Origin of the sequence: Amycolatopsis sp., assembly GCF_035546795.1 — a bacterium.
GTDB lineage: Bacteria > Actinomycetota > Actinomycetes > Mycobacteriales > Pseudonocardiaceae > Amycolatopsis_E.
The window spans coordinates 25,584-39,709 of record NZ_DASZWC010000007.1; the positions used below are offsets into that span (position 1 = coordinate 25,584).

Here is a 14,126-nt window from a genome sequence, read left to right on the forward strand (position 1 = left end):
CGCAACTCGTTCGCTTAGAGTGATCGCGATGGACAGAACGGCCGGACACCCGCTCGCCGTGACCTTCCGGCACGCGCGGGTCGTCGACGAACAGCCCGCGGACGCCGCACCGGTGGTCGACCGCAAGCCGCTGTCCGAAGCGGAAACCACAGCCGTGCTGAGATACCTGGAGCGTCAGCCCGCGGTGCTCGTCGGCAGCGGACTGGGGCCGGACATCTTCAGCGGCGGCGCCGAGGCCGACGTGCCCGAGAGCTACCACACCGACGGCACCTGGGTCTGGCACGCGTCGGTGCCGCACTACCTGCGCAAGTACGGCACCCCGCCGGAGCCGGACTTCGTCGCGCACATCCGCGCGCAGGAGTTCCAGCCGCCCTATGTCGACAAGTTGCTACGCCGGACCGCGGCGGCCGATCTGCTCGGCCGCCCACGACCTCGCGCCGACCCCCGCGACCTGGGTCCGACCAGCGGAGATGTCGCCGCGGAGCTGGAAACCCGCACCGATCCCGAGCTGGAAGACGCCGCGCTGCTCGTCGTATTGGCGCAGCGACTGGGGGAGCAGGGCGTGTGGCCGGAGGCGTACCGGCTGGCAGCGCGGGCCGACGGGGCGTGGTGCCTGAACACCACCGAACAGGGCTGGGAAGTGGCCTGGTACGAGAACGGGCGCCCGGCCGAACCCTGGTACTTCTACCAGGCCGAAGCCGCCGCACAGTTCCTGCTCGGCGCGCTGTTGCTGCATCCGGCGCGGATGACGGCCGGGCACCCGACCCCGCTGGAGACCGCGGCCGAGCTCGCCGACTGGCCGATCCAGCCCACCGAGGGCGAACCGCCACTGACGTTGCTGCGCAACAAGCGGATGGTCCGGCTCGGCGCCGGCACGGTCGTGCTGCGGTTCGGCGGCGACGGCGGAAATTTGGTACACCACGACGAAGCGCGGTTCCCGACCACCTCGCTGCCCATCGAACGGGAACGCAAGGAACACAAGTACCGGCTGTGCCGTCCGCTGTCGGTGATCGTCGGACTGGCCGTGCCGTGGGCGAACCTGCCTGGCGGGGCGGTGAGCTACGTGTTGCCGAAGGCGATCAAGGACCACCTCGCCGACGGCAGCCTGGAGCGGGTAGTGGGTTAGGTTCTTACCGGTTCGTCGACCTTCAGGGGGAGCCAGGTGCGGTATCGAGTCGAACTCGCCGAACGCCCGGAAGGACTGTTCGCTGTCTGGCGGGAGCGGGTCTTCCAGGCGCAGCGGTCCACAGAGGACGGCACGCTGCTGCTCGTCGCGCTGTCCGGTGAGGATCCGCCGGAGGAGGCCGACACCGAATGGGAGGCCCGCCCAGCCAAGGTGATTCCGGAGGCCGAAGCCGAAGCCACCTTCACGCTGCAGACGCACTGCCTGTTCGCCGACGAGATCTTCCGCATCGCCCCGGACGGCGAAACGCTTGCCCTGCAATGGAACGGGCACGACGAGCAGCGGGCCCGGCAGCTCGGCCTCGCCGAGTTCAGCACCGACGCGGACCCGGATGACATCACCGCGCTGTGGCAGGAAAGGCACGACTTCGCGGGCGGCACCCCGGCCGAACCGGAGGAGCCGGAAACGTTGGTGCGGTCGATCGCGCGGGCGGTGCGCGCCATCCTGCCCGACGGCTGGGAGCGCGTCGCGGCGCAGTTCCGCCAGGTCGGCGCCTACTCGGAGATCGAGATCCGGGCCGTCGGCGACGACTATTCGGTGTCGATCCCGGCGCCGCCGCAGCTGAGCCAGCTGTTCAGCTCGCTGCGCGCGGCGATGTATCAGCCGGAAAGCGGCACGTGGTTCAAGGGCACACTGACACTCGAAGCACCCTCGTCCTTCCAGTTCGACTACGACCCGGTGAACGAACCTTCGTGGCGGCAGCCGCCCGGGGACAGGTTGACGGCCCCGGCGTACGAGGCCGAGCTGGCGCGTTTCCCGCGTGAGCGCAGCCAGGTGCCGGACTGGCTGGCCGAGAAGGCCGGCCTTCCGCTTGGTGTGAAGTTCCGGCATGCGTCCCTGCCCGAGCAGCCGCAACCGCTGCCGCCGCAGGAAGTCCGGCCGGTGCTGGACTACCTGTACCGGGCGCCCGTGGTCCTCGCGCGGCCGGGCACGCTGCCCGATGCCGTGAACCCGGCGGGCCCGGCCGACGTGCCGGACGCGTTCCACACCGATGGGCTGTGGATCTGGCCCGCCGCCGTGCCGCATTACCTGCGCAAATACGGACTTCCACCCGAGGCCGGGCTGCTGGAGCAGATCCGGTCGAACGGTTATCGCGTGCCGTTCCTGTCGCCGCGCCTGCGCGCGACGGCGGAGGCCGAGCTGCTCGGCAAGCCGCACCCGCCCGCGTTCGACCGGGTCGAGGTGGATCCGGTCACTCTGGTCGAGCGCGGCGGCGAACCGGCGCTGGGCCTGCGCGCTTCGGAAGTGCTGGCAGTGCTGCAAAGGCGGTTGACGGAGTACGGGGTGCCGGCTTCGGCGTACCGGCTCGGCGAGGTGGAGCCCGGGGTTTGGTGCCTGCGGCGGTCCGGGGCGGCTTGGGAGGTCATCGGCACCGGCGGTGGTGAGCCCACGACGTTCGGGCACGTCGAGGAGGCGGCGCGGTACCTGCTCGGCTCGTTGCTGATGTACCCGGCGCGGATGGACGGGCCGGAGGTGGAATGGCCGATCCTGCCGATGCGGGGCGAGCCGCCGCTGAACTTCTTCCGCGCCAAGCGGATGGTGATCCTTGCCGCGGGAACGACGGTGCTGCGGTTCGGCACCGAGCACGGCAACCTGGTGCACGACCCGTCGACCCGGTTCCCGGAAGCGTCGCTGACCCCGGACCGGGAACAGCCGCAGCAGCGCTATCGGCTCACCCGTGCGTTACCGGCGTTGACCGGACTGACCCAGCCCTGGGGCCCGATGCCCGGCGGCGCGCTCGCCTACTTCCTGTCGCACCCGTTGGCGCAGTACGTGGAAACCGGTGCGGTGGAACGGGTTTAGCGCTCGCGCTGGAGGTTCGTGAGCAAGGCGGTGATCTGGGACATGCCGAGTTGGAGCGTGGAGAATTTCTCCCGCATCTCGGTGAAGCCCTCGCGCATCTCACGCTCGAGCGCGTCCAGCCGCGCACCGTGCTGAACCAGGATCTTGCCGTGCTCGATCTGCGTGTCCCGGAGCGCGTTCAGCACACCGTTCGACGCGAGCCAGCGCGCCTTGCGAGCCTCGTCGAGAGCCATGCGTGAAGTTTCCCGTGCTTCCAGCGCGATCTCAATGGCATTCGTCTCGTTCTTCATGGAAATGACCGTAAAGAGCCCAAAAACCGGCCCTGACCTGCGGACGCACCGCATCGCGGCACTACCGCGGCATCCACAACGTCACCCGGGTCCCGCGGCCGGGGCTGGACTCGACCAGTGCGCGGCCGCCGGCTTCGGCGAGCCGGGCGGTGATCGACTCGCTGATGCCGAACCCGGCGGGCCGGTGCGCGTCGTCGAAGCCGGTGCCGTGGTCACGGATCACCACGGCCACCCCGCCTTCCTGTTCGTCCACCCGCACCACGACCTGATCGGTGCCCGCGTGTTTGAGCGTGTTGCGCATCGCCTCGCGGGCGGCGTCGCGGATCGCCAGCTGCCGGACCTCGTCGAGGGTTTCCTCGTCCAGCTCCGCCATCACCAACTGGGCGCGCAGACCCTCCCGCGCCATCTCCGCCGCCAGCGCCGTCAGCTTCTCGCCGAGCGGACGAGCCGCCTCCTCCGCGGACTCGCGGGTGGCCTTCTCGATCGTGTTCCGCAGGTCGACCGCCTGCGCGCGGGCCAGTCGGCGCACCCGCGCCAACTGCTCCGCGGGATCACCACCACTAGGCAAGGCAAGGGTTTCCAGCGTCTGCAACACGGTGTCGTGCAACGCCCGGTGCTGCCGGGCGCGCTCGGCGAGCCTGCCGTTACGGGTGCCGTAGGCGAGCGCGAGCCGGGTGCCCATACCGAGCAGAACGAGCGCCCCCATGGCGGTGAGCGCCACCCCGAGCAGTGTGCCGAACCCGGTGAAGCCTTGTTTCACGTTGAACAATCCGGTGTTCAGCCACCAGCAGACCACGTTCAACGGGATGCTGACCACGACGAGACCGACCCCGTAGCCGACCCCGAGCGCGAGCGTCAGCAACGCCACCGTGCCGAGGAACTCCTTGCCGGGCACCACCATCGCCGTGGCGTACTCCGACTGCGAAACCGTCGCCGCCACAACGAGATTCACCACCAGGGTGAACACGACGTCGAGCAGCAACAGGCGCGCGGTGTTGCCGTCCTGGAACGGCGCCGCACGCAGCAACCACCGCAGCCCGAAGACGTTCCACGCCACGGCCAGCACAGCCACGACCAGGACGACCGGATCCGGCCCGTCCTCGGCGAGGAACGCCGCGAGCGCCCCGATCACCGCGACGATCCGGTACAGCAACGGGACCATCGCGACATATCGGGTGGCCCGGAGCAGCAGGTTGTCCTTCACGGTCAGGTCGACCGGCCCTGCGATCCGCTGCATCCGGCGCATCGCGCGGATCGGGCTCGGGTCGGCGATCTCGTCGTCCAGCGCACCGGAGGCCGTCGCCACCGCGGGCGCGCCGCGCCGCAACAGGGTCAGCAGGAAGCCGGCCCGGGAATGTTCGGACGTCACGCCTTCGTAGTCCCCGGCGACGGCGAATAAGTTACGAAATCCCGTTCTCCCGCGCCCAACGGCGCAACTCCGCCACCGCGTCGTCATGCGAAAGCGGCCCGCGATCGAGCCTGAGTTCCTTGAGGAACCGCCACGCCTGGCCGACCTGCGGCCCCGGCGGCAGGCCGAGCAGCTTCATGATCTCGTTGCCGTCGAGGTCCGGCCGCACCCGCGCCAGATCCTCCTCGGCCGCGATCCGCGCGATCCGCTCTTCGAGCTCGTCGTACGTGCGCTGCAGGGCGGCGGCCTTGCGCTTGTTCCGGGTGGTGCAGTCGGCGCGGACCAGTTTGTGCAGGCGTGTCAGCAGGGGGCCGGCGTCGGTGACGTAGCGGCGGACCGCGGAATCCGTCCATTCGCCCTTGCCATAGCCGTGGAACCGCAGGTGCAGGAACACCAACTGGCTCACGTCGTCCACGATCTGCTTCGAGTACTTCAGTGCGCGCAAACGCTTTCGCACCATCTTCGCGCCGACGACCTCGTGGTGGTGGAAGCTCACGCCGCCACCGTCCTCGAAGCGCCGGGTGGCGGGCTTCCCGATGTCGTGCAGCAACGCGGCCAGGCGCAGCACCAGGTCCGGCCCGTCCTCTTCCAGCGCGATCGCCTGCTCGAGCACCGTCAGGGAGTGCTCGTAGACGTCCTTGTGCTGGTGGTGCTCGTCGATCGCCAGGCGCATCCCCGGCACCTCGGGCAGCACGTGCGTGGCCAGGCCGGCGTCGACCATCAGCTCCAGCCCGCGCCGCGGGTGGGCGCCGAGCAGCAGCTTGGACAGCTCGGTCTGCACCCGTTCCGCGGTGATCCGCTGGATCTCGCCTGCCATGTCCGTCATCGCCTCGACCACGCGCGGCGCCGGGGTGAACCCGAGCTGCGACACGAACCGCGCGGCGCGCAGCATGCGCAGCGGGTCGTCGGCGAAGGACTCCTGCGGAGTGGCCGGGGTATCGAGCACGCGCTGGGCCAGCGCGTCGAGCCCGCCGTGCGGATCAACGAAGGTCTTCGTCGACAAGTCGATCGCCATCGCGTTGACCGTGAAGTCGCGGCGCAGCAGATCACCCTCGATGCTGTCACCGAAGGTCACCTCGGGATTGCGGCTCACCCTGTCGTAGCTGTCCGCGCGGAACGTGGTGATCTCCAGCGTCGCGCCGCGCTTGGTGACACCGACGGTGCCGAACTCGATCCCGGTCTCCCAGATCGCGTCGGCCCAGCCGGAGACGATCTCGAGCACCCGGGCAGGCCGGGCGTCGGTGGTGAAATCGAGGTCACTGGACAGCCGGCCGAGCAGCGCGTCACGCACGCTGCCGCCGACCAGGTACAGCCGATGGCCCGCATCGGCGAACAACCCCGCGAGGTCGTCCGCCAACGGCGAGATCCGCATCAGCTCGGTCACCGCATTCCGCTTCGCGGCGAGTTCGTTCACTGGGACACAACCACCCGCAGGGTCCACTCATCCGGACAAGACACGAGAAACCAGCCTACCGATCCACCTAAAGTGAAGGAGCAACTACGCGTTTGTAACCACTTGGCTGTCGCAAGCACTAGCATCGCAGCATGTCTGGATCGACCGGTCGCTCCGGCGGGGGCAAGCCGCGACGCCGGTCGCGTCGCCGCCGCGGCAGGCGGATGACCACGGTCGACGAGACCTCGGCCGGCGGGCTGGTCGTCGATGGCGATCGCACCGAGGCGGTCCTGATCGGCCGCCTCGACCGGCACGGCAAACTGCTCTGGTCCCTGCCGAAGGGGCACATCGAGGACGGCGAGACCACGGAGCAGACGGCCATCCGCGAAGTCAAGGAGGAAACGGGCATCTCGGCCCGCGTGTTGACGCCGCTCGGCACCATCGACTACTGGTTCGTGGCCGAACGACGACGCGTGCACAAGACGGTGCATCATTTCCTGCTGGAAGCGGTCGGCGGCGAGCTTTCCGACGAGGACGTCGAGGTCACCGAGGTGGCCTGGGTGCCGATCGCGGAGGTCGAGGCCAAACTCGCCTACACCGACGAACGCGCACTGGTCCGCAAGGCCCGCGAGCTGTTCGAGGACGAAAAGCCGGCTACCGAAGGAGTCACCGAGTGAAGCGGTTCGCCGCTGCCGCGCTGGTTGTGCTCTTCACCGTCCTGACCGCCCCGTTCGCCTCGGCAGCCCAGCCGATCACGGACACCCCCCGGTTGCGGCTCGACGTCTCGCAGATGAACCCGCGGGTGATCACCTCCACGTCGACCACGCTGAACATCACCGGCACGGTGACCAACATCGGCGACCGGCGGATCAGCGATCTGCAGGTGCGCCTCGATCTCGGCGACAAGCTGAGCAGCGAGAAGCAGATCCGCAGCGCGATGTCCGGCACCGCGGCGAACGCGGCGTACAACAGCAAGTTCCTCGACATCGACCCGGGCACGCTGGAGCCGGGGCAGACCGGCCAGCTCAACATCACCGTGCTGCTCGACGGGTCGGCGGGCAACCTCCGAATCGCCGCCCCGGGCATCTATCCCTTGCTGGTCAACGTGAACGGCACCCCGGACTACGGCGGCCAGGCCCGGCTCGCGTCGCTGAACCTGCTGCTGCCGGTGCTCAGCGCCCCCGGCAAGACAGCGGGCCAGGCCCCGGCCAAGACGTCACAGGTGACGATGTTGTGGCCGATCGCCGACACCCGGCCGCGGGTTGTGGCCGCGCCGTACGGCGGGACGACTGTGCTCGGCGACGACGTGCTGGCGACGGAACTGCGCCCCGGCGGCCGCCTCGACGCGCTGGTCTCGTCGGCGCTCGCGGCGCGCGACAACGCGGCGCTGTCGAAATCCCTTTGCTACGCCGTGGATCCCGACCTGCTTGACACCGTCGACGCGATGAGCCGCGGATACGAAGTCCGCACCGCCAACGGCAACGTGGCCGGCTCGGGCGCCGAAGCCGCGAAGACGTGGCTGGCGCAGTTGCGAGAGTTGCTCGCCGGGCAGTGCGTCGTGCAGATGCCGTACGCCGACGCCGATCTGTCCGCGCTCGCGAGCGTCCGCGGCGGTGATCTGATGGCGTACGCACTCAACACCGCGCAGCGCGTCCAGCAGGTCACCGGGGTGCAGCCGCTGCCCGGGGTGCTCTGGGCGGACGGCCCGCAGAACTCGACGGCGCTCGACGAACTCGGCAACGCCGGGGTCAAGACGCTGATCACCGACCCGGCCGAGCTCTCCGGCGACCTCACCGGCGGAACCACCATCAAGGGCACGTCGCTGCGCGCCGAGCCGGTGGACTCGCTCGTGTCGACCGGGCTCGTCGGCGCGGCGAACCGCTCGGACTCCGCCGCGTCCACCCCGCCCGACGACCCGGCGATCGGCGCGCAGAACGGCGTCGCGGCGCTCGCGTACCGCGCGATGACCGGCAGCAGTTCCGGGGAATCGGTGCTGGTCGCACCGCCCCGCCGCTGGTCGGTGCCGACCGCCGAGCTCACCCAGCTGCTGCAGTCCTACGGCGAGCTGGTCGACCGCGACCTGCTGACCCCGGTTTCGCTGACCCAGGTGCTCGGCAAGTCCGCGGCAGGCTCGGCGACGATGTCCTACAGCGCGGAGGACGTCACAAAGGCCACCCCGTCCTCGGTCACCGGGACGATGGCGTCGGTCGAGGCCACGATGACCGACCTGCGCAGCGCGATGACCGTGGACCCGGCCGCGCAGGTCGACCCGGACCAGGTGCTGCTGCCGCTGCGGTACGCGCTGGTCCGCAACTGCTCGTCGGCCTGGCAGGGCTCGGGCGACGCCGCGCAGGTCTCGGCCACCGACTCCCGCACCGAGCTGAATTCCTTGCTGGGCCGGGTCACCGTCGACACCCCGGCGGTACCGATCTCGCTGGCGTCGGGTTCGGCCCCGCTGCCGGTGTTCCTGCACAACACGCTGCCGGTGCAGATCGCGGTCCGGATCACCCTGGACAACAGCACCGGGCTGCGCACCGGCGACATCCCGGACCGGGTGCTGCCCGCCGGGCTCGGCAGCAACAGCAACATCTCGATCCCGGCCGAAGCGCTGCGGGCCGGGAAGTTCAGCGTCATCGTGGCGTTGAGCACTCCCGGCGGCACCCAGCTCGGCACCCCGGCCCGATTCGAGCTGCGATCGAACGAATACGGCGTGGTCACGCTGATTCTGATCATCGTCGGCGGTGCGGCGCTCGTGTTGCTTTCCGCACGGCAGATCTATCGCCGGATCAGTGCACGGCGGAAGGCATGATTACCCTGGGGTGACCGTATCGCCGACCGCCGAAGATTGGGCACGTCTTGGACAGAGAGCCGGGGTGGCCACCCGAGCGTCCCGCCGAGCGTGCCTCACGGCGGCCGCCGCCTGAACGCGTCCCGCCGCCCGAGCAGCCGACCCGGCGCCGGATGGTTCCCCCGCCGAACGGTCAGCGGCGGCAGCCACCGCCGCGACGGCAATCCGGTCAGCAGCAAGGACAACTGCCCCCGAGGCAGCCCCCGCCGCGCCAGCCACCGCCGCCGCCGCGGAAGCCACCGGTACGGCCGTGGCGTCAGGAGCGCGAGCAGCAGGACAGCATGCCGTTCGGCGCGCCGCCGCTGCCCCCGAACGATCCCGACGCCACCATGTTCATCCCGCGGATCGGTGGGGTGCCCGCCAGTTCGAAGTGGCCGGTCGCCGACCCGGACTCGATGCGCCCGTACGACTCGCTGGCCACCCGGATGCTGCCGCGGCTGCCCAGCAGCGCGAGCCCGGCCGAGATCACCTCCTTCGGCGAAGGCCCGGGGCTCGATGCCACCGGCTTCGTGCCGAAGGTGGAGCCGACCACGGCGGAGCCGTCGCTGGCCAAGTCCAGCGGCAAGATGGCGATCGCCTCGCTGGTCAGCCGGATCACCGGGTTCTTCTGGAAGATCATGCTGGTCTGGGCCGTGGGCGTCGGCGTGGTCAACGACTCCTTCAACATCGGCAACACGCTGCCGAACCAGGTTTTCGAACTGCTGATCGGCGGGGTGCTCAGCAGTGTCGTGGTGCCGTTGCTGGTGCGCTCGCAGGACGATCCGGACGGCGGCGAGGCGTACACGCAGCGGATGCTGACGGTCGGCCTGGTGCTGTTGCTGGTGGGCACGGTGGTGGCGGTGATAGCCGCGCCGGAGATCACGTCGCTGTACCTGGAACACGGTGGCAAGGCCAGCCCGGACCTGACCACGGCGTTCGCCCGGCTGCTGCTGCCCGAGATCTTCTTCTACGGCGTGTTCGCGCTGTTGTCGGCGATCCTGAACGCGAAACACATCTTCGGCCCCACGGCGTGGGCGCCGGTGATGAACAACATCGTTGTCATCGTGACGCTCGCGGTGTTCATGCTGCTGCCGGGCGAGATCAGCTACGACCCGGTGAAAATGGGCCAGCCGAAGCTGCTGGTGCTGGGCATCGGCGTCACGATGGGCATCGTGGTGCAGGCCGTGATGCTGGTGCCGCCGCTGCTGAGGAGCGGGTTCAAGTTCCGCTGGCGCTGGGGCCTGGACTCGCGGATGAAGGAGTTCGGCGGGCTCGCCCTGTGGATCCTCGGCTACGTCGCGGTGAGCCAGATCGGCCTGACCATCAACACCCGCGTGCTGACCGGTGGTGACCCTGGCGGCGTCACGATCTACTCAAACGCCTGGCTGTTGTTCCAGCTGCCCTACGGCGTCATCGGCGTTTCGCTGCTGACCGCGATCATGCCGCGACTGAGCCGCAACGCCGCCGACGGCGACACCCGCAAGGTGGTCGCCGACCTGTCCTACGCGTCGCGTATTTCCACGGTGATGCTGGTGCCGATCGCCGCCGTGCTGAGCGTGATCGGTTCTTCGATCGGTGTCGCGCTGTTCAGCGGCGGCGCGAACTCGGGGCTGCAGGCGCAGCGGCTGGGCGAGGCGCTGGCCATCTCGGCGTTCGGCCTGCTGCCGTACGCGCTGGTCATGCTGCAGCTGCGGGTCTTCTACGCGATGAAGGACGCGCGCACGCCGACGCTGATCATGATCGTGATGACGGTCGTGAAGATCCCCTTGCTGTACCTGTGCTCGGCGCTGCTCAGCCCGCAGAACATCGTGCTCGGCGCGATGATGGTGAACTCGCTGACCTTCGTGGTCGGCGCCATCATGGGCCAGGTCTGGCTGTGGGTGAGCCTCGGCAACCTGCGCAGCAAACGCGTGCTCGGCGTCATCCTGTTCACCGTCGTGGCCAGTGCGCTCGGCGTGGTGGCGGCGGTGCTGCTCGGCTCGATCGTGCCGGACTTCGGGGTGCGCGCGACCGCCTGGATCAAGTTGATCCTGCAGGGTTTCGTTGGTCTGGCCGTGTCGTTCGGCGTACTCGCCGCATTGAAGGTCGAGGAGCTCGCACCTGCGACCAAGCGAATCACCCGTTTGGTCAAGCGCCGGTAACGATTGACACACGGATAACTCGGATTGACGCGCTGTGTTCACGTACCCTCGTCTGCAAGGTGCGGAAAGAGAGCGTGGGGTGAACGAGAAGCGGAGTGAGCAGTCCGGTGCTGCCCGGACGGGCGTCCGCGCGCGGGGAGGCACTCTCGCGCCGGGAAGCGTCGTTGGTGATGGCAGATACCGCCTGCTGGCCCAGTTCGGGATCGACGAACGCGCGGGTGCCCATCTCTGGCGCGCGCGTGACGGTCAGCTGCGCCGTGACGTCGCGCTGACCCTGCTGGTCGGCGACCCGGCGGACGCGGAGTCCGCGCGGATGGCGCGCCGGACGCTGGAGCGCGCCGCGCACGCCGCGAAGTTCGAGCACGCCGGCGTCGCGCGGGTGCTCGACGTGCTCAGCCTCGGCAGCGGGATCACCTCCAGCGAGGGTCTGCTGGGTGTCGTGGTCACCGAATGGACCAAGGGCACCGACCTGATCGACCTGGTCGCCGAACATCCGGTCGCCCCGCTGACCGCCGCGAGGATGGTGCAGAAGCTGGCCGAGGCGGTCGAGCAGGCGCACCATTCCGGCCTGGTGCTCGGCCTCGACCACCCGCAGCGGCTGCGGATGGCGTCCGACGGCACGCTCCGGCTGGCGTTCCCCGGTCCGCTACCCGATGCAACGCTGCGCGACGACGTGAAGGCGATCGGCGCGGTGCTGTACCTGCTGCTCACCGGCCGGTGGGCGCTGCCAGGCGGTCCTGCCGCGATCCCGGCGGCGCCGCACGCGCCCAACGGCAGGCTCGTCCCGCCGCGTTCGCTCGTGCCCGCGGTTCCGCAGGAGCTGTCTTCGCTGGCCGTTCGCACGATCGAGGACGGTGGCCACGGCGGTATCCGGACCAGCGCCGCCATCCTGCAGGCGCTCGGTCAGGCGGCCGAGGCCGAGGAGCGCACCCAGCTGATCAACGCACAGGCCGCGGCCGGGGTGAAGGCCGAAGACGACGACGGCACGGTCTGGACCACGAAGAAGCCGGTCAAGGACCGGGCCCGGCGGCGCAAGCTCGCGCTGGGCGTCACGGTGCTGGTCGTCGCCGCGGTCGGCATCCTCGCCTGGCTCGGCATGCTGGCCATCAGCTTCTTCCAGAACGACCCCACCTCCGGTGGCCCGCCGATCAACGTCGCGCAGCCGACGACCACGGTCGCCCCGCCGCCGTCCTCGCAGGCGCCGCCGCCGAGCACCCAGGCGCCGTCCGGCCAGGCGCAGATCGGCGCGGCGGTCGCCCCCTCAGGCGCCGCGGTCTACAACCCGGACGGCGACGGGGACAACACCAGCCGCGCCAAGAACACGGTGGACGGGGATCCGGGCACCACCTGGCGCACGGACCAGTACAACCAGCAGTTCCCGGCCATCAAGCAGGGCGTCGGCATCGTCGCGAGCTTCGACCAGCCGATCAACCTGGCGAAGGTGACGATCGCGGCGAACAGCCCCGGCACCGTGGTCGAGCTGCGCGCGGCCGACTCGAAGAACCCGGACCTGTCATCCACCCGGGTGCTCGGCACGGCCACGCTGAACGGGCAATCCACCGATATCACCCTGCCGCAGCCACAGCAGGGTCAGTACTTCATCGTGTGGATCACCCAGTTGAGTAAGAGCGGCGGAAAGTACCAGTCACAGATAGGCGAGCTGACGTTCTTGCCCGCGCAGTAGTCTCACCCGGGTGACCGCAGCTGCACCGACGGACGCCGATCTCATCGCGGCACACGCCTCGGGGGATCCGCACGCGTTCAGTGAACTGGTCCGGCGGCATCGAGACAGGATGTGGGCGGTCGCGCTGCGTACGCTGCGCGACCCGGAGGAAGCGGCCGACGCGCTGCAAGACGCCTTCATCTCCGCGTTCCGGGCCGCCGGCAACTTCCGCGCCGAATCCCAGGTGACCACCTGGCTGCACCGGATCGTGGTGAACGCCTGCCTCGACCGGGTCCGCCGGAAGCAGGCCAGGCCCACCGTGCCGTTGCCGGAAACCGGGTTCAACGAGCCGGCAGCCCCCCGCGACTCGATGGCCGACAGGGAGACGCGGCTGGTCATCAGCGACGCGCTCGCCCAGTTGCCGGAAGAGCAGCGGGCGCCGATCGTGCTGGTCGACGTGGAGGGCTACTCGGTCAGCGAAACCGCGAAGATGCTGGGCATCGCCGAGGGCACCGTCAAGAGCAGGTGTGCCCGGGGGCGCGCCAAACTCGCCAAGGTTCTCGGTCACCTGCGGAACCCTGATGCGATCGCGAACGTCCCAACTTCCGAAAGCAAACGCCTTGGGGAGGGACGATGACGGACGAGAGTCGGGGGATCGAGGCCGCCGGCCCGCCCTGGTCTGTCGATCTGCTCGCTGATCTGCATGCGGGTGTGCTCGACGAGACAGCGGCGGAGCAGCTGTGGCCCCGGGTCCAAGCCGACCCCGAAGCCCGCGCGATCATCGAAGCCCTCGAAGCGACCACGGCGGATCTGGCGAATCTCGGCAGCGCTCCGGCGCCGCCGATGCCCGCCGACGTGGCCGCCAGGATCGACGCCGCGCTGGCCGAAGAGGCCATGCATGTCGCACCAGTGGTGAGCCTCGACGCGGCTCGCCGCAGGCGTAACCGCCGGATCGGCTGGATCAGTGGCGTGGTCGCGGTGGCGGCTGCCGCGGTGGCCGCCGTCGCGATCGTCGTGCCCAGCTCCCAGGACACCACTGGCTCCCCGGTCGCCATCGCGCCGCCGAGCAGCCGGCAGTCCGGCAGCAGCCCCGGCCTCGCGATACGCAGCGACCAACCACAGGCAGCAGTCGGCAAGCTCAGCAGCGGCGTGAAGGACTACGGCCCGCTCGACAACGCGCAGGGCCTCAGCACCTGCCTGCAGGCGGCGGGCTTCGCTCCCACAGCCGACCCGATCGGCGTCCAGCAGGGCACGATCGACGGTCAGCCCGCGGTGCTGGTGCTGCTCACCACGGGCCACCTCGCCGAGTTCCGGCTCGTCGCGCTGTCGCCCCAATGCGGCCCGAAACCGCTGCTGGACAAGGTGGTCGGCAAGTAGGTCCGGTGCCTGCCGCGACGCCTGTCACCGCTGGGAACACC

Annotated in this window: 11 protein-coding genes; 8 read left to right on the forward strand and 3 right to left on the reverse strand. The window is 69.7% G+C overall.

Annotated features, from left to right (window positions below; translation table 11 throughout):
* Positions 1–28 precede the first annotated feature (28 nt).
* Complete coding sequence (locus tag VHD82_RS07505) at positions 29–1,126, forward strand: TNT domain-containing protein (RefSeq protein WP_325698541.1); 1,098 nt, start codon at positions 29–31, stop codon at positions 1,124–1,126.
* A gap of 36 nt (positions 1,127–1,162) precedes the next feature.
* Positions 1,163–2,986 (forward strand): TNT domain-containing protein, encoded by a 1,824-nt coding sequence (locus tag VHD82_RS07510; protein ID WP_325698544.1) that lies wholly within the window; start codon positions 1,163–1,165, stop codon positions 2,984–2,986.
* Here the strand turns inward: VHD82_RS07510 and VHD82_RS07515 are convergent.
* The 3 genes from VHD82_RS07515 to VHD82_RS07525 form a co-directional block, all read right to left on the reverse strand.
* Complete coding sequence (locus tag VHD82_RS07515) at positions 2,983–3,276, reverse strand: hypothetical protein (RefSeq protein WP_325698547.1); 294 nt, start codon at positions 3,274–3,276, stop codon at positions 2,983–2,985. The two genes, VHD82_RS07510 and VHD82_RS07515, sit on opposite strands and share 4 nt — an antisense overlap.
* Positions 3,277–3,337: 61 nt before the next feature.
* A complete protein-coding gene (locus VHD82_RS07520; RefSeq protein WP_325698550.1) occupies positions 3,338–4,645 on the reverse strand; it encodes a sensor histidine kinase in 1,308 nt (435 codons plus the stop codon).
* 31 nt (positions 4,646–4,676) lie between these two features.
* The gene (locus VHD82_RS07525; RefSeq protein WP_325698553.1) at positions 4,677–6,098 is read right to left on the reverse strand and encodes a CCA tRNA nucleotidyltransferase; all 1,422 of its coding nucleotides are present in this window, start codon (positions 6,096–6,098) and stop codon (positions 4,677–4,679) included.
* 131 nt (positions 6,099–6,229) lie between these two features.
* Here VHD82_RS07525 and VHD82_RS07530 point away from each other — a divergent pair, with 131 nt between their 5' ends.
* The 6 genes from VHD82_RS07530 to VHD82_RS07555 all read left to right on the forward strand — a co-directional run bounded on the left by VHD82_RS07530 (position 6,230) and on the right by VHD82_RS07555 (position 14,085).
* Complete coding sequence (locus VHD82_RS07530) at positions 6,230–6,754, forward strand: NUDIX hydrolase (RefSeq protein ID WP_325698556.1); 525 nt, start codon at positions 6,230–6,232, stop codon at positions 6,752–6,754.
* Entirely contained in the window at positions 6,751–8,886 is a 2,136-nt protein-coding gene (locus VHD82_RS07535) for a hypothetical protein (protein WP_325698559.1), read from the forward strand. The genes VHD82_RS07530 and VHD82_RS07535 overlap by 4 nt, the downstream gene beginning before the upstream one ends.
* 320 nt (positions 8,887–9,206) lie before the next feature.
* On the forward strand, positions 9,207–11,045 hold the full coding sequence (murJ, locus tag VHD82_RS07540; RefSeq protein WP_325698563.1) for a murein biosynthesis integral membrane protein MurJ: 1,839 nt from the start codon (positions 9,207–9,209) through the stop codon (positions 11,043–11,045).
* A gap of 79 nt (positions 11,046–11,124) precedes the next feature.
* On the forward strand, positions 11,125–12,729 hold the full coding sequence (locus VHD82_RS07545) for a protein kinase family protein (protein ID WP_325698566.1): 1,605 nt from the start codon (positions 11,125–11,127) through the stop codon (positions 12,727–12,729).
* Positions 12,730–12,739: 10 nt separating this feature from the next.
* Positions 12,740–13,345 carry an RNA polymerase sigma factor SigM gene (gene sigM / locus VHD82_RS07550; RefSeq protein ID WP_325698568.1) on the forward strand — a complete coding sequence of 202 codons (606 nt, stop codon included), beginning with the start codon at positions 12,740–12,742 and terminating at the stop codon, positions 13,343–13,345.
* Complete coding sequence (locus VHD82_RS07555; protein WP_325698571.1) at positions 13,342–14,085, forward strand: hypothetical protein; 744 nt, start codon at positions 13,342–13,344, stop codon at positions 14,083–14,085. Before sigM ends, VHD82_RS07555 begins: the two co-directional genes overlap by 4 nt.
* Positions 14,086–14,126 lie beyond the last annotated feature (41 nt).

Coding starts and splice junctions, on each gene's coding strand:
- VHD82_RS07530 (WP_325698556.1), top strand. CDS start 6,230: ATGTCTGGATCGACCGGTCGCTCCGGCGGGGGCAAGCCGCGACGCCGG.
- murJ (WP_325698563.1), top strand. CDS start 9,207: ATGCCGTTCGGCGCGCCGCCGCTGCCCCCGAACGATCCCGACGCCACC.
- VHD82_RS07505 (WP_325698541.1), top strand. CDS start 29: ATGGACAGAACGGCCGGACACCCGCTCGCCGTGACCTTCCGGCACGCG.
- VHD82_RS07555 (WP_325698571.1), top strand. CDS start 13,342: ATGACGGACGAGAGTCGGGGGATCGAGGCCGCCGGCCCGCCCTGGTCT.
- VHD82_RS07515 (WP_325698547.1), bottom strand. CDS start 3,276: ATGAAGAACGAGACGAATGCCATTGAGATCGCGCTGGAAGCACGGGAA.